This window comes from Thermanaeromonas sp. DSM 22490, from assembly GCF_056378755.1.
Map to the genome: position 1 here is coordinate 64,264 of NZ_JBJHHE010000003.1, position 19,620 is coordinate 83,883.

Sequence of the window (19,620 nt, forward strand, 5' to 3'; positions counted from 1 at the left end):
GTTTCCCCCCACTGCTCTCTAAAGCGAAGGATGAAAAATTTCGGGAGGCAAAACAATATCATGGGCTTCTAACTTGCTTAAGAATTTGGGCCTGATGCCCGTGGCGGTAAAGCGCCCTTTTACCCTACCGTTGGCGTCATAACCTTCTGGCCGGAAGACAAAAATATCCTGAAGGGTGATAGTGTCCCCTTCCATACCTTGCACTTCGGTAATATGGGTAATCTTACGTGAACCGTCCTTGAAACGGCTCTGGTGAATGATAAGATCAATAGCCGAGGCTATTTGCTCTCGTACGGCCCTGACCGGCAAATCCATTCCGGCCATAAGGACCATAGTTTCCAACCGGGAAAGCATATCCCGGGGGGAATTAGCGTGACCTGTAGTTAAGGAACCGTCATGTCCGGTGTTCATGGCCTGTAGCATATCTAGAGCTTCACCGCTCCTTACTTCGCCCACCACAATGCGGTCAGGGCGCATCCTCAAGGCATTCCTTACTAGGTCCCGGATAGTAATAGCTCCACGGCCTTCAATGTTCGGCGGACGGCTTTCCAGAGTGATAACATGTTCCTGGCGCAACTGGAGTTCAGCCGCATCTTCAATGGTAATAATCCTTTCATCTGCAGGTATGAAGGAAGATAGAACGTTTAAGGTGGTTGTTTTACCGCTACCAGTACCTCCGGAAACAATGATGTTTAGCCGTCCTTTAACACATGCTTCCAAAAATTTGGCCATCTGGGTAGTTAGGGTGCCCAGCCGAATGAGATCCTCAATAGTTAGGGGATCTTTGAAAAATTTGCGAATGGTAATGGTCGGCCCGTTTAAAGCTACGGGTGGAATGATAGCGTTAACCCTGGAGCCATCTGGCAAGCGGGCATCTACCATAGGAACACTTTCATCAATCCGCCGCCCCAGGGGAGTTACGATTTTTTCGATAATGTGCATGACATGGGTATTATCGCGAAAGGTAATATCAGTGAGCTCAATTTTACCTTTACGCTCCACATATACTTTTTCTGGACCGTTAACCATGATTTCGGATATTTCTGGGTCATTTAAGAGAGGAGTAATAGGACCGAAAGCTACCGCATCATCGGTAATTTCCCGCGCTAGGCGCTGGCGCTCCGTTTTTGATAAAGGCTCTTCCAACTCGGCTAGGATTTCTAAAACCCTCTTCTCGATTTTAGCAGCTATTTGGTCACCATCATTATCTTCGTCTAATGGTGCTTCTTTCAATTCGTCAATGATCTTTTTGTGGATCAAGTTTTTAAGCTGGGCATAAGGGTCTTTGAGAGCAAGATTCATTTTTTCCTGCTTCTTAGTACCTCCCATCACCCCGCCTTTGTATTGTTCTAACCGTGCTAGCAGGGACATGCCTTTAACCCCTCCTTATCTTAGAAAGAAAAATCTCTTCTGTCGGGTTTTAACCTGGTTATTCTTTTCCACAAGTATAAATTGCTGGGCCAGCTCCCTGAGCCTCTGGGTTAAAGCGCGCCTATGCTGGGTGAGGACAAAGGGATGCCCCCGGTTTATGGAGTTCAGCACCATTTTTTCAGCGTGGGGTAATATAGCCACCGGCGTAACCCCGAGAATTTTGTTAATCTCCGGCAAGGGTAGGCCATTTTCTACGGTAGATTTGTTTAGAATGGTCTTGACCTTGCTGGCCAGGTTTAAGCGTTCCAGAACTTCTATACCGGTTTTGGCATGTTTGAGGGCAGGTAAATCGGGTGTAACAATGAGCAAGATATCGTCGGCCATCTCCAGGGCGCTTAAGTTTAAGTCATTAAAACCAGGTGCCGTATCTACAACCACATAAGTATAGTTATCCTTTAATATTTTAAGAATGGCTTCGGCATCTTTAACTGCTACCAGTTCTCCCTGTTCCGGCTTAAGAGGTGCGGGCAAAACTTTCAGGCCCGCCAGGTGGGGATAGAGATAACTGTCCACCACGGAAATCTCGCCGTGATCTTCCTCTTGTACCAGCTCGGCGATAGTACCACGGGGAATTATGTTCAGCATTAAGGCCACGTCACCGCCCTGGAGGTTTAGGTCGACCAGAACCACTTTTTCACCTGTCTCCTGGGCTAAACTGACGGCCAGATTACAGGCCAGGGTTGTCTTACCCACGCCACCTTTACTAGAAAACACCACCAGCATCCGGTGCGCTGGTGCTGCTGCTGTTGTTGGGGGAGCTGCTTTAGGTGCCGGAGATTTAAGCTGCAGTATCTGCTGCTTTTGGGTGCGCGCCACTCGGCGAATGGTTTCGGCCAAATCAGTGCTGGTAAAGGGTTTCACCAGGTAATCCCTGGCACCTGCAGCCATGGCCTTACGCAAATACTCCGGTTCGCCCTGGATGGAAATGATGACCACTGCTGTTTCCGGCAGGAGACTGGTAATGGCTTCAGAAGCAGCGATACCGTCCACACCAGGCATATTGATGTCCATCAGCACCACATCGGGCCTCAAAGTTTGGGCCAGACGAATGGCCTCTTCGCCGTCGCCCGCTTCCCCTACAACTTTGATATCTTCCTCAAAATAGAGCAAACGTTTAATGTCTTCCCGCGTAGTGGATATATCATCGACAATCATAACGGTGGTCTCGCTCATATGGATTACCTCCCGCCAACATTTCTAGCGAACAAGCTGTTGCATTTTTAGAGAAGGGAGGGAAATAATGTCCTGGTCTGCAGGTGCCCTTAAAAGCAACCTTATGCTGCCCTTTTCCGAGCTGAGGACTAAAGATTGGGCCTGCTCAGGTGTAACCAGTAGAGTTACGTTGCGGTAACCGGTTTGCTTTTTGCCATCAGCCACTGGCTGGCCTGGAGAGGCCAGGGCCTGGTCCACCGAAAGCACTTCAATGTTCTGGACTATTAAAGAGGTAAGAGTGGCTTTTTCCTGGCCGGAACCCCCTGGTAGTTCGAAGGTACCCAGAACATCAACCCGGTCGCCAGGGCGTAACAAACCAGCCAGGCCAGATACATCATTCACAGCCACCGTTACGGCTCTTTTGCCAGGGGTGACAAGAAAGGCCAGCCCTTCGGCCGCATCTTTACCACTGGCCAATTTTTCCCGGCGGAGTATTTCGCCCGGCAAGATTTCTGCCTTTACTGTCTTACCCAAGGCTTCTTTGAGCTCCGTAATGGCCAGGTCGCTTATGTACTGGGCCGGCAGTTCTTTAACTTCCACCATCTGGGCAGTAATCTGAGTTCTAGCCGGTATCCTTTGCCGGGCTACTACTACCTGTTTAAAGTTCCCCGTTTGCTGATAGGTGCTTCTTAACTGGTTAAGATAATAGTAAACAGAGACGGCGGCGACCAGGGCTATGACTAGAGAAAGTCCCAATAGCACTTTAGGACGCATCAGAACACTCCTTTAGCTTATTGCACTAACTTTACACCCTGCAAGCCATAATTATGCTGGCTGGGGTCAGCCTCCCCAGCTGCTACGGTACGTATAAAATAACCTTCAATATAATTGTCCTTGCCCTGGCCGCGCACTTGTTCTACCAGGAACGCCGCAAAGCCGGCAATAACTATGGACTTGATCTGGCCGTCCTGGACTACAGCCGGGTCATAAACCGGCACAATAAGTACGCGGGGGCAATCGGGAGCAAAATTCTCTGGTGTACAGGGGGGCGAATGCTGGCAAAGACTTATCCGGTAATCAATGGCTCGCTTAGTGGGGTTGGACATGTTTCCCGTCTCCGTAGCCACGACCTCTCCTACTCTCAGCCAATCCCAGTAACCGTACATTAAATTCCGTTCATAGTTGCTGGCGCCGGTACCCCCTAAGGAAAGGGCCAAATGATTGCCCGGCCCTAGGGGGGAATCCTGGCCGGCGCCCAGCTTGAGAAGGTATTTGCTCCCCACCTGGAAATCCTGGTTGGGGACGGCCAAAGGAACTGCACCTCGTATGGCCCTAATGCCGGCCACCATGGCGGTTCCCCTGGCCTGAACTTCGCCGCTGGCCAAGCCCATTAGCGGAGCAAGAAAATAGGTTATTCTTTTCCTGGCTGTTACCGTGAGGGATTGCCTATCTTGCGCAACTTCCGCTTCTATAGCCTCGACGCCATTTAAGGAAGCATACTCAGCTGCCACCATTTTGGCCAATTCAGGATTATCAGGCAGTTCTCGGGCACCGGCCAGGGCGGCAGCATCCACGGCATTAATCAAAGTGTTACGGGATAAAGCTAAAAGGCCCAGGTCAATGACCAAAGCCGCAAAAGACAGCGTAACTACTAAATTAAGGGCCACAAAAACTAAAGCTACACCTTTTTCCTCCTGTAATAAACGGTTAAACCTTAGCCTCCTTGCCATAACGATATTATTCCACCCTCATGGTAGTTTCGGCAGTCAGAGGAAAGGGATTAGAAACTAAACCGGAAAGAACAGGAGTGACTAGCTCCACACTGTAACGAACCTGTACTTTAAGGGCAGTTCCCGGAAGGCGCAGGCCCTGTTCTGGCGTAATGGTAATATCCATATCAGTAAGATTTAAAGTAGCAGCTACTTCCTTCACCCGCTCCCGGATGGCGTCATCGCTGGCTCCCACGACACCTACCCGGGCGCCTTCGCGGCTGGCGCTGGTCAAGAGTAGGTAACTGTGCAAAATTCGGCTTATTTCCCAGGTACCCATTATAAGGAGCAGCAAAAACGGTAAGATTAAAGCTAGCTCCACCAGGGCCTGGCCCTGGCAGTTGGATAATAAAGACCTTGGCCGCCTCAATTTTTTCACCCGCTCAGGTAGGTTAGCAAAGTGCCCAGGGCCAAGACCGCGCCGTAGGGCAACGTTTCTTCTGATTCATCTGCAGAGGTCGGAGCGGGAGAGAGAAGCCTTAAGCCGCTCAGGCGAGAACCGTACCACCAAAACAAGCCATTAATTAAAAGTATTTTTACGGTAGGCCCAAGCCTCCCTCTGCGTATTAGATAAATTAGAGCCCACACCCCGCCTACCAGTGCACTGAATATAAAGGCGCGGATGGTGAACTGCGGGCCCTGCAGGGCCCCGATGGTAGCCAGCATTTTTACATCACCCGCTCCCAGACCCCCTAGATAAAAGGGCAGCAGCAATAATAAAAAGCCTACAATCATACCTGTTAAGCTTTGCTGGAGGCCGCTCATTCCGTAGTTCAGGCCGGCATAGATAAGGCCAAAGAGCGCGGCGGGAAGGAGCACTCGATTTAAGATTAAGCGCTTAGTTAAATCCGTATAGGCGCAGGTAACTAATAAGAGTAACAGTACTGCTTCTTTCAACATGAGCCTACCCTCAACTCTCTCTTATCTATTTTTATAAAGTGGCCCTACTCAAGGTATGGGACTTAAGTAGGGCCCGGAAGGAAACTCGGTTACTAAACAAAAACCCGGTTATTGGACTGGTTGGTTTTGGAGCTTATTGCCCACTCCTTCGAAGATATTTTTAATACCGCCGCTCAAAATTCCTAGGGATGCGATCAAAACCACAGCTACTAGAGCGAGTATGAGGCCGTATTCCGCCATTCCTTGTCCACTTTCTTCGGCCCAAATTCTCTTTAGGAATTGCATGCTCCAGCCCTCCTTTACGAATTGGTTACTTTGATCTTAAGTGAATATAAAGTAATTTTCTATCCGGCTTTGGGCTCATTTTCAGTTATGACCAGGTCATTATTTTGAATGGGCAAGTAGTCCTAAAAAGTGGGACCTAAAGCCTATGGTTTGTAGCTTTAGCTCGAGAAGTGGTGACAAGTTGATTTTTTGATTTACAATATAGAGAGTGGCTACTGTTTCTGCAACGTTAGCTAACCAATGATATCGGGGGAGTGGATAAGTATGGCGATCCATAAAGTAGCAGTAATTGGCACGGGCACCATGGGCCACGGTATAGCGCAGTTATGCGCCCAGGCCGGTTGGGAAGTATATATGTTTGGGCGTTCTGAGGGGAGCCTTGAGCGGGGCTTCCAAAATATAACATCCAGTTTGGAGATGTTAATAAATAATAATCAGTTGACTAGAGCAGATGCTGACGATATTTTAGCTCGTATTCAGGGGATCACGGCTCTTCCAGAAGCAGTGCGGGAAGTGGATTTGGTAGTAGAAGCGGTGGCAGAAGACCTGAAACTAAAACAAGAAATTTTTAAACAACTGGATTCCCTTTGTCCCCCTCAGGTAATCTTGGCCAGTACTACCTCAGGTATTAGCCCCACAGCCATTGCTGCCGGAACGCGGTACCCGGAGAGAGTAATAGTAGCCCATTTCTGGAATCCTCCTCAACTCCTTCCCTTGGTCGAAGTGGTACCCGGAGAGCGTACTTCGGAGGCCACGGTGGAGGCTACTATAGAATGGCTCCGGCGCCTGGGGAAAGAGCCGGTCAGGCTCAAAAAAGAATGTTTAGGATTTATCGGCAATCGTTTACAATTAGCCTTGCTGCGCGAAGCCTTGTATATTGTGGAGCAGGGCTGGGCTGAGCCGGCAGAAGTAGATAAAGCTGTGGAATACGGGTTTGGACGGCGTCTGGCGGTAACAGGGCCTTTAGCCAGTGCTGACCTGGGGGGGTTAGATGTATTCTATAGTATTTCTACTTACCTTCTGGGAGATCTTTGTAATTCCGCCCGACCTTCCCGCCTCTTGCAGGCCAAGGTAGAAGCCGGTGACTTGGGCAGCAAAACCGGTCGTGGACTTTATGAGTGGACGCCGGACAGGATTCAAAAGGCCAAATTTGAACGAAATAAACTCCTGCTTTATTTCCTGGAACAAGACGCCCAAAAGGAGTAAATTCTTAACCTAGCCAGGGGATTGAGTGCTTACTAGTCGGTCTCCAGCGTCCACGTAGTTCCATCCATACCTTTTATTTTTAGCCTGTGACCATTGCTGAAACAGCTAATCGCTCCCTGCCGGTCAGTGCGGAAAACGGGCACCCCTTTTACCTGCCAGTAATCTATTACTTCCCGGGCGGGGTGGCCAAAGTTATTTTTAGCTCCTACCGAGATAACCACCAACCGGGGATTCACCTGGTCTAAAAATTCCCTTTGCAGGCCATAACGGCTGCCATGGTGGGGCACCTGAAACACAGTGCTGGCCAGGTTTAGCCGGGTTTTGGTAAGGTCGGCCATGGCCTCGGCTTCGATATCGCCGCTGAAGAGGAAACTGGTGGTTCCATATTGGAGCCGGATTACCAAGGAATTGTTGTTGCTGTCCGAGCGCGTATTATGGATAGGCTGGCCGGGATTCAGAAAGAGCAACTGGACTAAAGAATCTAAGCGCAGGCTATCCCCCCGTTCGGCCTCAGACCAGGGTATTTTTCCAGCTTTTAATTTTTCTAGCAGGGGTTCATACTCTTGACGGAAGGAGTCCCTTAAAGGCGGTAGAACAACCAAAGATACCGGTATTTCTTCTATTACTGCCAGTAGCCCACCCAGGTGGTCGGCGTCGGGATGGGTGCTGATCACGGCGTCCAGGCGTTTTACTCCCTGACGGCGCAAAAAGGGCACTACCACCTGCCGCCCGACCTCACTCCCCATATCTTCTTCCGGCCGGCCGCCGCCATCTATAAGCACATGTTTACCTTGAGGAGTAGAAATAAAGATAGCATCTCCCTGGCCAACATCCAGAAAGGTTACCTCCAGCTCTCGGGGAGAAAGATAATTAAACAGTTGAAAGAAGCCCAGAGAAAACAAAGCCAACAGCGCAGCGAGAGCAGGCAAGACTTTTTTCTTTAGATACCGCGATCGCCACCAGAGAAGCCGGGGGTGATTCCACCTTGCATATATCTCTCTAAGCAGCACCAGCCCAGCATAATATCCCATTATCCAACCCCAGGAAGGAGTGGGCACTGTTATAGAGGCACCCGGTATTCTGCTCATTTGAGAGAGGGACCGCAGAAGTATTTCCAGCAAGGGGCCGGTGGCTGAGGCAATGGCTACGGCAACAGGTGGAAAAACCTGGGCCAGGAGAAAGGCGGCCAGGCCCAGGGTGACAATAATGCCCACTAGGGAGACTGCTACCAGATTAGCGGGCAGGCCTAAAAGGGGCAGAATGTTAAAGTAATAAGCAGTGAGGGGCAACACTGCTACCTGCGCTGCCAGAGGAACTGCCAGGTAACGCCGCCAGGGAGGAAGACGAGAAAGGAGGCCCTCGAATAAGGGATGCAGATAGACTAAGCCCCAGGTAGCCAGGAAGGAGAGCTGGAAGCCGGGCTCGTAAAGGGAACGCGGCCGTAAAAGCAATATGACCAGGGCAGCCAGAGCTAAGGAATCGTATAAGGAGGCCTTTTCCCGCTTCCAGTAGGCCAGGAGCCCTATACTACCCATTATAGCGGCCCGGCTAACAGAGGGGGTGAAACCCGTTACGGCAGCATAGAAGATAAGCCCTGCTATGCCCATGATTACGCTGCTGCCCAGGGGCACCTTCAGGATACCGCAGAGGCTCATGAGGAAGAGGACGACAAACCCCACGTGCAGTCCACTGACTGCAAATATATGCATTACACCCAAGGTACGGAAGGTTTCCACGTCGTTTTGATCGAGCTGCTCTTTATCGCCAAAGAGCAGGGCCTGGAGAATCCCTGCTCCCCGCCGGGGCAGGGCCGCAGTCAAGGTTTTCCCGGCTTTTTCTTTGGCGGCTAGAGCCAGGCGTACCAGGGGATTCCCCGGCTCGGTTCCTATTTTAACCACCGGCCCGGGGCTTTTTATAATCATCTGGTTATACACATAGTGCCGAGCTAGATAAGCTTTATAATCTAATTCGCCGGGGTTACGGGCCTTCGGCGGGAGGGTTAACTGGCCGTGGAGGCGGAGGATATCTCCGTAGCGGTAAAGGGGGAGTTGTCCGTTCTGGGGCGGGCAGTAAAGAACAACCTGTACCCGCTCGTTAACTTTTTTCCGGTAGTTCCCCTGGCTCACCTCCCGGGCCGCTAGAGTATAGACTACCCGGTCGGGATACAACGTAGGCTCTTCTGCTACCATGCCAGTAAGGTAGAGAAAAGTGTCGCGGTCATTTGCTAGCTGGCTCTGGTTACGATGGCCATCCCAAAGGTTAATCCCCAAGCCGAGGGCCGTAAATCCGGTAAGAAAAAATGTTAACCAGACTAAGGGCCGAGCTGGCTGGCGAAAATAAGGTTGCCGGAAAAGGTGAGCCAGCACCCAAGAGACTGGAGCCAAGGCCAGAGGCCCGAACGGCTTCACCCGGATGAAGGGCGCCAGCAACAGCCCGCATATATAAGCCAGGGCGGCCCAAACTAAAGGGTGTGCAACCATACTGTTACCTTACAATCTTTAGGAAGTGATGCAGGATTCTAGCTGTCATTCCCCAAACTATACGGTTTTCGATCTCATAAAAGAATTCGGGCCAGGTGCCGGTGCGCCAGGGGTACTCCCGGCCGTGGGGGATTTTGTGAAACGGAAAGTCCTCTGGAGGATGTACCTTTATAGTTACTTCATGGTATTCTGGGGTGAGGCTGAGGAGAAGATCTAACCTGGCAGTGAAAATCTCTCCCACTTCTTGGGGATTGGGCCTGATGCGCTCCGGTTCCCTTAAGTAACCCGCAAAGGGGTATATAATTTGCTTAAAGGGAGTAACTAGAATGTCCAGCCTTCCCCATATTTCCACGGAGGACGGGGGAACCCCGAGCTCTTCGCAGGTTTCCCTTACAGCAGTTTCTTCTTCGTGAGCGTCAGCTGGGCTTACGTGCCCTCCGGGGAAACAGATCTCTCCTGGCTGGGTAGCCAGCTTGGCGGAACGAACTTCAAAAAGGATCGAATAGGTACCATCTTTTTCCCGCAGAAGGGGAACCAATACGGCCGAGCGGATATAGCGGTCACCATCCATAAGGCTGCTCGTATGTTGCGCGATCTTGGCTTTTATGTGTTCTATTGCTGGACCAAAATCTTGCATCTTTACCAAATCACCTGCCGGAAGGGCCTTACTTTAAGCTGATTATAGCGCTTGTGGCATCTTTAAGTCTAGCTATTTTATAATTCTTCTATGGAATTTTGGGCAAAACTGTACTAGAGTAGAGTTGAGGGAAAACCGGAGGCGAGGGTGGAGTTCCAAGCAAGGAGGTATGGTGTAGTGAAGGATAAGTTGACTTCAGACATGAAAGAAGCTCTTAAAAGCCAGGATAAAATCAGGCTCCAGACCATTCGCATGGTTTTGGCCAGCATTAAGAATGCGGAAATAGATAGGCAGCGTACCCTAAATGAGGAAGAAATTGTAAATGTAATCCAGAGGGAGATAAAGATGCGGAAGGAGGCCCTGGAGCAGTTCGCCAGGGGTGGCCGGGAAGACTTGGTACAGCAGACCGAGGCAGAGATAAAGGTGCTTGAGGGTTATTTACCTCAGCAGCTGAGCGACGAGGAACTCACTTCCCTTATAAGGGAAACTATGGACGAAGTAGGGGCTAAATCGAGCAAAGACGTGGGCAAAGTTATGGCTGCTCTGATGCCTAAAATTCGCGGAAAGGCTGATGGCAGAAAAGCCAATGAAATGGTAAAGCAGTTGCTAGGGTAAATAGGCCTTCTTTTACCTCGCCAAGGGATTTTCCTGGCGCAAGTCCCGCAACACTTCGGATATTACCCGCGCTAACAAGCGGGCCGCCCTTTCGGCTTGATCCAGGGTATTGTTGCTGCTCCCTATTTCCAAAAGGAGGGCGCGCGGGTGTAAGTGCTGGTTGTAGCGACCCTGCTGCACGCGCACGCCGCGACAAAGGCCTGGATAGAGTTCATCCATCTTGGCGGCCAACCGCCGGGCAAAGGCTTCATTTTGACGCCAGTTGGGATGTTCTAGCCGGGCATTGCTGCCGACAATGATCAAAATCTGAGCTACCTCTTGGTTATTGATATAGGCTACTGGTGGCTCCTTTAGACCGGCATCGCGGTGAATATCTAACACTATCTGGATAGAAGGGTATTCGGCCAGCAGTCGGCGCACCGTCTTTTCCGAATTAGCATAGGCACGGGTAAAATCCGGGTAGTCATGGATAGTATCGGAGCGAACCACTGGTATACCGTAATCCTGGTTCAGGCTTTCAGCCAGGGAGGCTGCCACTCTGGCAATACTGCCGTTTTTACCCGGCATTTTCTCTACCCCATCGCTAGGGGCGTAAGCTTCGGCATTATGGGTGTTGTAAAGGGCCACTAAAGGATGTTTGCTCCCTTCCTGGACTCTGTTTAAGTCCAGGGGAGGGGGTGGGGGCGGGCTTTCCTGCCCTTCGGGTAGGGGATATTCCTCTTCTTCGGTGGTTAGAAGCTGGGCCAGGCCAGGGTTTAAGGCCTGGAGAGCGGGCCAGATATGGGCTCCGTCGAGATTGGATTGATTAGCGGCTTTAAGGATCAGGGTGGGCATACCCTCAGTTAAAATGCCTTCCCAAAAGGATAAAGGTAAAGAGTAGGAGTAACCGGCTATAGCTGCCGGTATCTGCCGTAAAAAGTATGTTATGCGGCCGGAGCCCCGAACCAATAACAAAGCAGCTAAAAATAAAAATAAAATCCGCAGCCAGACTTTGAATAACTTTCTTGTATTCCAGTTGGTGATGAAGTAAATATTCAAGGGTCGTTCCCCCTTGCTACAGCCATTTTATTCCTGCCAACCCTTTTTTAGACCAGGTTAGAGTTGAACTCCTGTAGAAGTTAGGGCAAAATATACTAAAGCAATGGGGGGAAACTAAATGACGGAAGAAAAGTTAAAACAGCTTTTGCTAGCTCTTAAGCAGGGTCAGGTTAGCCTGGAGGAAGCCATGGATAGACTTAAAGTTTTGCGTTATGAGGAACTGGGTTTTGCTAAAGTGGATCACCATCGGACTTTACGCAATGGCTTCCCGGAAGTAATCTTTGGGCAGGGCAAGACCAAGGAGCAAATTGTAGCCATTGCCTGCCGCCTGGCTGCGGCCGAAACTACTGTGCTGGTAACGAGGACTAGCGAAGAAGTCTACAATGCCGTAGCCGAAAAGTTACCCCGCGCCCAGTTCAATGCCCTGGCCCGCACCATTGTTGTACCGGCTGGGGAAATACCTCCTACCGGAGGGCGGGTAGCGGTTTTAAGCGCCGGCACCGCCGATCTGCCCGTAGCTGAGGAAGCTGCTGTTACAGCGGAAGTAATGGGGAATGAGGTGGAAAGGATATATGATGTAGGAGTGGCCGGCATCCACCGTCTGCTGGACCAGATGGACAAAGTGCGGCATGCGGATGTGGTCATTGTAGTGGCCGGTATGGAGGGGGCTCTGGCCAGCGTGGTGGCCGGAATGATAGCCCAGCCAGTTATTGCCGTACCTACCAGTGTGGGCTATGGGGCGAGTTTTGGCGGTTTGGCGGCCCTATTAACTATGCTTAATAGTTGTGCTGCTGGTGTGGGCGTAGTAAACATAGATAACGGGTTTGGCGCGGCAGCACTGGCTACGGCCATTACCAGGCTAAAAAGGTAGGAATGGTATAATTCACCTCTTTTTTGGGTAAAGCTATAGCAAAACCTAAAAAGGAGGTGAATAAGAGTGAACAACTGGCTAGGCGTTGTTATCCGATTTATTGTTTCAGCTTTAGTGCTAATGTTGGTGGGTTACCTGTTGCCGGGTATACGGGTAGCAGGTTTTACCGGGGCGCTTATTGCAGCAGTGGTTATTGCTGCCCTGGGCTGGTTGGCAGAAACTTTACTGGGTAAACGGATTTCGCCTCGCAGCCGGGGTATCGTAGGTTTTATTGTGGCGGCGGTGGTAATTTACCTAGCACAGTTCTTGGTACCCAATGTTTTACAGGTAAATGTGCTAGGGGCGTTGCTGGCGGCCTTAGTTATCGGTGTTATCGATGCCTTTGTGCCGACGGAGCTACGCTAAAATACCCCGAAGAGCGGGCCGGGCTTTTAGCCGGGCCCGCTTTTTGCTATAATGGGATGAGGAGGTGCCGGTAATTTTGACCAAGCAAGAGCGTATTCGCAATTTCTGCATTATCGCCCATGTCGATCACGGCAAATCTACCCTGGCCGATCGCTTATTGGAATATACCGGTGCCTTGAGCCCGCGGGAAATGGTAGACCAGGTGCTGGATACCTTGGAACTGGAGCGGGAACGGGGTATTACTATTAAATTACAGGCTGTACGCCTTACCTACCGGGCCCGTGACGGTCACGAGTATATTTTAAACCTCATCGATACTCCGGGCCATGTGGATTTCACCTATGAAGTTTCGCGGAGTCTGGCGGCCTGCGAGGGGGCTCTTCTGGTGGTAGATGCCAGCCAGGGTATCGAGGCGCAAACCCTGGCTAACCTTTACTTGGCCCTGGAGCATAATTTGGAGATCATACCGGTGATCAATAAGATAGATCTTCCCAACGCGGAACCGGAACGTGTACGCCGGGAACTGGAAGAAGTTATTGGTCTGGATGGCAGCACAGCTATTCTGGCTTCGGCCAAGACGGGCCAGGGCACGGAAGAGATTTTAGAAGCTATCGTCCAGCGTATTCCTCCCCCCAAGGGGGAGGTCAGTGAGCCTTTACAAGCCTTAATTTTTGACTCCCATTTTGATTCTTACCGGGGAGCCATTCCCTATGTGCGTTTAGTCCACGGGCGTATTGCTAAGGGAATGGTCATCCGCATGATGTCCACCGGCAAGGAGTTTGAGGTGACGGAAATAGGCGTGTTTACACCTGCCCCCAAGCCTGTCGAGTCCCTGGAGGCTGGGGAAGTAGGGTATTTGGCTGCCGGTATTAAGAATGTAAGGGATACCCGGGTAGGGGATACCATTACCAGCGCCGACAGGCCAGCCGTGGCTCCTTTGCCCGGCTACCGTCGGGTTACGCCTATGGTATATTGCGGCCTTTATCCGGTGGATTCGGAAAAATACGATGATCTGAGGGATGCTCTGGAAAAGCTCCAGCTGAACGATGCAGCTTTAGTCTTTGAACCGGAGACTTCGGCGGCCTTAGGCTTCGGTTTTCGCTGTGGTTTTCTGGGACTTCTCCACATGGAAATTGTCCAGGAGCGTCTGGAGAGGGAATATGGTTTAGAGCTTATTACCACCGCTCCGAGCGTAGTTTATAAAGTCCTTAAAACCAATGGGGAGGTACTCATGGTAGATAACCCCACTCATCTTCCGCCTCCGGGGACTATTGCTTCTATGGAAGAGCCTTACGTTAAGGCTACCCTGATGTTACCTTCTGAATACGTGGGTTCGGTGATGGAGCTCTGTCAAGAAAGGCGAGGCCTCTTTATAGGGATGGAGTACCTCTCGGAAAAAAGGGTTATTCTTACCTATGAACTGCCGCTGGCGGAAATTATATACGATTTCTTTGACCAATTAAAATCCAGGACCCGCGGCTATGCCTCGCTGGATTATGAACTTATAGGGTATAGGCCCTCTGACCTGGTGAAACTGGATATTCTGGTCAACAATGAGGTAGTGGATGCCCTGTCGGTCATCGTCCACCGGGACCGGGCTTACCAGCGAGGCAGGGCTCTGGTGGAGCGCTTAAAAGAACTCATACCCAGGCAGCTTTTTGATGTGCCCATCCAGGCGGCCATCGGAAATAGGGTAATTGCTAGAGAGACCATAAGAGCTTTGCGCAAGAACGTCCTGGCCAAGTGTTACGGCGGAGATGTTACCAGGAAGCGTAAACTGTTGGAGAAACAAAAAGAAGGCAAAAAGAGGATGAAACAGATAGGCAAGGTAGAGATACCACAGGAAGCCTTTATGGCCGTATTGCGGGTGGATTAGATGAACCTCTATATCCACCTTCCTTTTTGTCGGAAGAAGTGCCATTATTGCGACTTTATTTCTTATCCTGGCGTATCTGCTCCCAGAGTACAGCGCTACCTCCAGGCCCTGGTCTGGGAGATGGAACTGGTAGCTGCTGCCTTTCGGCCAGGTAAGGCCGTCACCCTTTATCTAGGGGGCGGTACCCCTACCTATCTATCCGGCCGGGACCTGCTGGGATTAATAGCCCAAGTCAGACGTATTTTTGGTATAGAAGAAGTCGCCGAAATTACCCTGGAGGCTAATCCCGGTACGGTAACGCCGGGAAAGCTTAAAGCCGTGCGGACTGCTGGGGTAAACCGCCTTTCTCTGGGAGCCCAGTGCTTTAGCGATAAAATGCTGGCAGCTATGGGACGGGTGCACAGCGCAAAGGAGATTTACCAGGCCTTTGATTGGGCCCGGGAGGCTGGGTTTGAGAATATAAGCCTGGACTTAATCTATGGTTTGCCAGGTCAAAGCTTGGCTGATTGGGAGGATACGTTAAATCAAGCCCTGGCCCTGGGACCAGAGCACCTTTCTACCTACAGTTTGGAGCTAGCACCGGAGACGGTCTGGGGTCGCTGGTGGGAGGCGGGAAAACTCCACCCGGCTGCAGAGGAAGAGGTGCTAGCTATGTACGAAAGGGCCAGGGAAAAGCTGAAGGCAGCGGGATACGAGCATTACGAGATCTCTAACTTTGCCCGCCCGGGCTTTGAGTGCCGCCATAATCTTGTTTACTGGGAGAACCGGCCTTACCTGGGTCTGGGCGCCGGGGCCGCTTCCTACTGGGAAGGTAGTCGGTGGAAAAACCATACTTCCCTGGAGGTTTACTGCGAGGCGGTGGAAAAGGGAGAGCTGCCAATAGCAGAAAGGGAAATATTAAACCGGCGGCAGCAAATGGCCGAGACAATTTTTTTGGGCCTGCGCCTGCTCCGGGGGTTAAGTTTGAAGGAATTTAAGAACCGCTTTGGAGAGGACTTGGTGGAGGTTTATAAGGAGGAAGTGGAGCGTTTAACTGCTTGGGGGCTGGTGGAGATACGAGGTAATTATCTCTGTCTTACAGAAAAGGGTCTGCCTCTGGCCAACGAAGTGTTTGTAGCCTTTATGTAAGCCCGGGGTACACCAGCCTGGAATTTGCTTGACAAATTGCCAGGCGGGTGTTATGTTTTTAATGAAAGTTTTTAGCACTCGACATCTTAGAGTGCTAATCAAGAGAAGGTGAGTCAGAATGCGGGTGGAGGGACGGAAAAGGAAAATCTTAGAGGCTATCATTTTAGATTATATTGCTACGGGAGAACCGGTAGGTTCCCGTACTATTGCCCGGCGTTATAATTTGGGGGTAAGTCCGGCCACCATCCGCAATGAAATGGCCGACCTGGAAGAGCTCGGCCTTATTGAGCAGCCCCATACCTCCGCCGGCCGGATTCCTTCTGACTTGGGCTATCGTTATTATGTGGACTGCCTTATGGAGAGGCATGAGCTTACTCCCGCTGAAAAGGAATATATTCGCCGGCGGTTTGAACAAAAGATAGGAGAAATTGAACAGGTTTTGGCCGATGCTACCAGGTTAATTGCCGAAATGACCAGTTATGCAGCTGTAGCGGTAGGACCTTATCAGGGAAGGGCTCATATCCAGCAGGTACAGCTTTTATATCTGTCACCGGGCAAAGCTTTGCTGGTAGTGGTTACTAGCAACGGGTTGGTAGAGCATCACTTGTTCAACGTGCCGAAGGGGGTACACAGCGCGGAATTATACCGTCTCTCCTGTATGTTGAATGAGCGCTTGCGAGGAATAGTGTTAGAAGAGCTTAAGCCAGCAGTGCTCAACAATATTTACCGGGAGCTGGTTTCGGAGCATAAGGAACTTTGCTCCTTGCTGATAGAGCTGCTGGAACAGTTGAGCAACCTGGAAAAAGACGACAGAATCTTTTTAGAAGGCACTATAAACCTCTTTGAACAGCCCGAGTTCAGGAATATCGATAAAGTTAAAGGCCTGTTGTCTCTTTTAGAAAAAACCGAAACGTTGCGCGAACTCTTTGCTGAAGGCCCTCCGGCAGGACTCACTGTCAAAATCGGGCGGGAAAACAAGTACAGGGATATTAATAATTGCAGCATACTAACGGTAACCTATGAAATAAACGGGGAAGTCATTGGCAATGTAGGTGTCTTGGGGCCTACGCGCATGCATTATTCCCGTACCATCTCCGTTTTAGAGTATGTAGCGCGCAATCTTTCTGAGGCTCTGGAAAAGCTTTGTGGCTAGGACGGCATATGGAAGGGTCCTGGCTTTCTGGCCGGAAGGGGTGAATGTCAACCTTATGGTTAATGGGAAAGACGAACAGGTAAGAAAATTAAAAGGGGACCAAGAGTTAGAAGCTGAACCTGCCAGCAAAATGGTGGACCAAGAAGGGGCTGACGAAGGCGAGGAAGTCACGAAGGTTGAAGCGGAAGGGGCGGCCCGGGCTTCAACTTTGGAGGAGTACGAAAGAGAAGAAGAACAAGGGGGAAGTACGCCAGAGACACCGAAGGAAGCAGAAATAGCGGCCCTAAAAGAGGAGCTGGCAGCTAAACAAATGGAGATAGAGGGGCTCCGTTCCCAGCTATTGCGCTTGCAGGCCGACTTTGATAATTACCGCAAACGCGTGCGGCGCGACCAGCAAGAAATAAAGGAAACAGCAGCCGCCCATCTCATAAAAGAGCTGTTGCCCGTAATGGATAACTTGGAACTGGCCTTACAAGCGGCTAGGGCTGGTGGGGAAAAGGATTCTTTGGTAACAGGTATAGAAATGGTTGGGCGCCAGCTCTCGGAGATTTTGAATCGAGAGGGGTTGACCGAGGTTAAAACGGTAGGGCAACCCTTTGATCCCACCTATCATGAAGCAGTGGCTACAGAAGAAACAGGGGAAGCAGCCCAACATAACCTTGTAATGGCGGAGCTACGTAAGGGCTATCTCTTGCGCGGACGGCTCTTGCGGCCGGCCCTGGTAAAAGTAGCAGTGGCGGCTTCCGCCACGCAAGGAGAGCAAAACCAACGGCAGGCGGAGAAAATCGAAGAAGAATCTGGGGATGAATAGGGGGTAAGATTATGGCGAAAAAAGGTAAGGTTCTGGGCATCGATCTAGGTACTACCAACTCTTGTATGGCGATAATGGAAGGCGGTGAAGCGGTAGTAATTCCCAACGCCGAAGGAGGGAGAACCACTCCTTCGGTAGTGGCCTTTACTAAGGAAAGGGAACGCCTGGTAGGTCTGGCGGCCAAACGCCAGGCTATCATGAATCCCGAACGAACAATTATGTCCATTAAGCGGCACATGGGAACTAATTATAAAGTAAGAATAGACGATAAGGAGTATACTCCCCAAGAAATCTCGGCCATGATTTTGCAGAAATTGAAGGCTGATGCCGAAGCCTACTTGGGTGAAAAGATCACCCAGGCCGTTATCACTGTTCCAGCCTACTTTACCGACAGCCAGAGGCAGGCTACCAAGGATGCGGGCCGTATTGCAGGGTTAGAGGTCTTGCGCATTATAAATGAGCCTACCGCTGCTGCCTTGGCCTATGGCCTGGATAAAGGCGAAGATCAAACGATTCTGGTTTACGACCTGGGCGGTGGTACCTTTGATGTCTCCATTTTAGAGCTGGGGGACGGTGTCTTTGAAGTGAAGGCCACCAGCGGGAACAACCGGCTGGGCGGGGATGACTTTGATGAGCGGATCATGAATTACCTCATAGATATCTGTCGGCGCGACTACGGGGTGGATTTGCGCCAGGACAGAATGGCCCTGCAGCGACTCAAGGAAGCTGCCGAAAGGGCCAAGATCGAGCTCTCCAGCGTTACCAGTACCAATATCAACTTGCCCTTTATTGCCGTTACCTCCAATGGGCCGGTACACCTGGATGTCACTCTGACACGGGCCAAATTTGAAGAGCTCATTGCCGATTTGGTGGAAAAAACGGTAGAGCCTATACGACAGGCCCTGTCAGATGCGGGCCTCAAGCCTGAGGATATCGATAAGGTAATTCTGGTCGGCGGCTCAACCCGTGTTCCTTTGGTGCAGGAGACCGTGAGGAGGATTTTAGGCAAAGAACCCCATAAAGGAATAAATCCGGATGAGTGTGTGGCCATGGGTGCAGCCATTCAGGGCGCGGTCTTGGCCGGTGAAGTAAGGGATATAGTATTGCTGGATGTTACCCCGTTATCTTTGGGTATCGAAACTTTGGGTGGAGTGTTTACCAAGATTATTGAGCGCAACACCACTATTCCTACTTCTAAAAGCCAGATCTTTACTACAGCGGCGGATAACCAGACTACGGTGGAAATCCACGTGCTGCAAGGCGAACGCCCCATGGCTGCTGATAACAAGAGCCTGGGCCGCTTCCTGTTGACGGGGATTCCGCCGGCACCGCGGGGAGTGCCCCAGATTGAGGTTAAGTTTGATATAGACGCGAACGGTATCGTCCACGTCTCGGCCAAGGATTTAGCCACCGGCAAGCAGCAGGCCATCACCATTCAGTCCTCCAGCGGCTTAACCGAAGAAGAAATTCAACGCATGATCAAGGAAGCTGAAACCTATGCCGAAGCAGATCGGCGGCGCAAGGAAGAAGTGGAGACGAGAAATCAGGCTGATTCCCTGCTCTATCAGGTAGAACGCACCGTAAAAGAATTTAAAGATAAAGCTGATAAGGCTGATTTAGACCGCATTGAACAGGCCAAGAACGAGCTACAGGATGCCCTGGGCGGTAAGGATATCAGCAAGATTAAAGAGAAAATGGAGGCCCTGTCCCAGGCCCTTTACAGCCTGACCACCAAGGTATATCAGCAGGCTCAGGGGAGCACCGGCCAGGCTTGGCAGGCTACCGGGACCGAAGGCCCTGGCTCGGGGCGTGATAATGTAGTGGACGCCGATTACCGCGTAATGGATGATGATAAGAAATAAA

At 50.9% G+C, this 19,620-nt stretch carries 19 protein-coding genes; 9 read left to right on the forward strand and 10 right to left on the reverse strand.

All coding sequences use genetic code 11. The features are described from left to right. Window positions 1-18 precede the first annotated feature (18 nt). From AC1BI1_RS03160 to AC1BI1_RS03190, 7 genes are all read right to left on the reverse strand, one after another. Window positions 19-1,371, reverse strand: coding sequence for a CpaF family protein (locus AC1BI1_RS03160; RefSeq protein WP_476715818.1), 1,353 nt, complete (start codon window positions 1,369-1,371; stop codon window positions 19-21). A 15-nt stretch (window positions 1,372-1,386) separates the two neighbouring features. Then, window positions 1,387-2,604 carry a CpaE/TadZ family protein gene (locus tag AC1BI1_RS03165; RefSeq protein WP_476715819.1) on the reverse strand — a complete coding sequence of 406 codons (1,218 nt, stop codon included), beginning with the start codon at window positions 2,602-2,604 and terminating at the stop codon, window positions 1,387-1,389. Window positions 2,605-2,628: 24 nt separating this feature from the next. Continuing rightward, window positions 2,629-3,357 carry a Flp pilus assembly protein CpaB gene (gene cpaB, locus AC1BI1_RS03170; protein WP_476715820.1) on the reverse strand — a complete coding sequence of 243 codons (729 nt, stop codon included), beginning with the start codon at window positions 3,355-3,357 and terminating at the stop codon, window positions 2,629-2,631. Window positions 3,358-3,374: 17 nt separating this feature from the next. Then, window positions 3,375-4,313, reverse strand: a complete 939-nt coding sequence (locus AC1BI1_RS03175; protein WP_476715821.1) for a pilus assembly protein TadG-related protein — start codon at window positions 4,311-4,313, stop codon at window positions 3,375-3,377. A 7-nt stretch (window positions 4,314-4,320) separates the two neighbouring features. Beyond that, the gene (locus tag AC1BI1_RS03180; protein WP_476715822.1) at window positions 4,321-4,722 is read right to left on the reverse strand and encodes a TadE/TadG family type IV pilus assembly protein; all 402 of its coding nucleotides are present in this window, start codon (window positions 4,720-4,722) and stop codon (window positions 4,321-4,323) included. A gap of 5 nt (window positions 4,723-4,727) precedes the next feature. Then, entirely contained in the window at window positions 4,728-5,252 is a 525-nt protein-coding gene (locus tag AC1BI1_RS03185; protein WP_476715823.1) for an A24 family peptidase, read from the reverse strand. Window positions 5,253-5,360: 108 nt separating this feature from the next. After that, window positions 5,361-5,537: a Flp family type IVb pilin gene (locus tag AC1BI1_RS03190; RefSeq protein WP_476715824.1), complete on the reverse strand. Its 177-nt coding sequence runs from the start codon at window positions 5,535-5,537 to the stop codon at window positions 5,361-5,363. Between the two features lie 264 nt (window positions 5,538-5,801). Between AC1BI1_RS03190 and AC1BI1_RS03195 the strand changes: the two genes are divergently transcribed. Then, a complete protein-coding gene (locus AC1BI1_RS03195; protein ID WP_476715825.1) occupies window positions 5,802-6,743 on the forward strand; it encodes a 3-hydroxyacyl-CoA dehydrogenase family protein in 942 nt (313 codons plus the stop codon). A 32-nt stretch (window positions 6,744-6,775) separates the two neighbouring features. Here the strand turns inward: AC1BI1_RS03195 and AC1BI1_RS03200 are convergent, their stop codons facing one another. Both AC1BI1_RS03200 and AC1BI1_RS03205 read right to left on the reverse strand, forming a co-directional pair. Then, on the reverse strand, window positions 6,776-9,223 hold the full coding sequence (locus AC1BI1_RS03200) for a DNA internalization-related competence protein ComEC/Rec2 (RefSeq protein WP_476715826.1): 2,448 nt from the start codon (window positions 9,221-9,223) through the stop codon (window positions 6,776-6,778). 4 nt (window positions 9,224-9,227) lie between these two features. Then, window positions 9,228-9,860, reverse strand: a complete 633-nt coding sequence (locus AC1BI1_RS03205; protein WP_476715827.1) for an NUDIX hydrolase — start codon at window positions 9,858-9,860, stop codon at window positions 9,228-9,230. Between the two features lie 177 nt (window positions 9,861-10,037). Here AC1BI1_RS03205 and AC1BI1_RS03210 point away from each other — a divergent pair, with 177 nt between their 5' ends. Further along, a complete protein-coding gene (locus tag AC1BI1_RS03210; RefSeq protein WP_476715828.1) occupies window positions 10,038-10,475 on the forward strand; it encodes a GatB/YqeY domain-containing protein in 438 nt (145 codons plus the stop codon). A 12-nt stretch (window positions 10,476-10,487) separates the two neighbouring features. Here the strand turns inward: AC1BI1_RS03210 and spoIIP are convergent, their stop codons facing one another. After that, window positions 10,488-11,513: a stage II sporulation protein P gene (spoIIP, locus tag AC1BI1_RS03215; protein WP_476715829.1), complete on the reverse strand. Its 1,026-nt coding sequence runs from the start codon at window positions 11,511-11,513 to the stop codon at window positions 10,488-10,490. 118 nt (window positions 11,514-11,631) lie between these two features. Here spoIIP and larB point away from each other — a divergent pair, with 118 nt between their 5' ends. From larB to dnaK, 7 genes are all read left to right on the forward strand, one after another. Then, window positions 11,632-12,384, forward strand: a complete 753-nt coding sequence (larB, locus tag AC1BI1_RS03220; protein ID WP_476715830.1) for a nickel pincer cofactor biosynthesis protein LarB — start codon at window positions 11,632-11,634, stop codon at window positions 12,382-12,384. Between the two features lie 66 nt (window positions 12,385-12,450). Beyond that, window positions 12,451-12,789 (forward strand): phage holin family protein, encoded by a 339-nt coding sequence (locus AC1BI1_RS03225; protein WP_476715831.1) that lies wholly within the window; start codon window positions 12,451-12,453, stop codon window positions 12,787-12,789. 73 nt (window positions 12,790-12,862) lie between these two features. Continuing rightward, complete coding sequence (gene lepA, locus AC1BI1_RS03230) at window positions 12,863-14,665, forward strand: translation elongation factor 4 (protein ID WP_476715983.1); 1,803 nt, start codon at window positions 12,863-12,865, stop codon at window positions 14,663-14,665. After that, a complete protein-coding gene (hemW, locus tag AC1BI1_RS03235) occupies window positions 14,666-15,793 on the forward strand; it encodes a radical SAM family heme chaperone HemW (protein WP_476715832.1) in 1,128 nt (375 codons plus the stop codon). Window positions 15,794-15,911: 118 nt separating this feature from the next. After that, the gene (gene hrcA, locus AC1BI1_RS03240; protein WP_476715833.1) at window positions 15,912-16,946 is read left to right on the forward strand and encodes a heat-inducible transcriptional repressor HrcA; all 1,035 of its coding nucleotides are present in this window, start codon (window positions 15,912-15,914) and stop codon (window positions 16,944-16,946) included. Continuing rightward, complete coding sequence (grpE, locus tag AC1BI1_RS03245; RefSeq protein ID WP_476715834.1) at window positions 16,939-17,757, forward strand: nucleotide exchange factor GrpE; 819 nt, start codon at window positions 16,939-16,941, stop codon at window positions 17,755-17,757. The genes hrcA and grpE overlap by 8 nt, the downstream gene beginning before the upstream one ends. 11 nt (window positions 17,758-17,768) lie before the next feature. After that, window positions 17,769-19,619 (forward strand): molecular chaperone DnaK, encoded by a 1,851-nt coding sequence (dnaK, locus tag AC1BI1_RS03250; RefSeq protein ID WP_476715835.1) that lies wholly within the window; start codon window positions 17,769-17,771, stop codon window positions 19,617-19,619. The last annotated feature ends 1 nt before the right edge of the window (window position 19,620 follow it).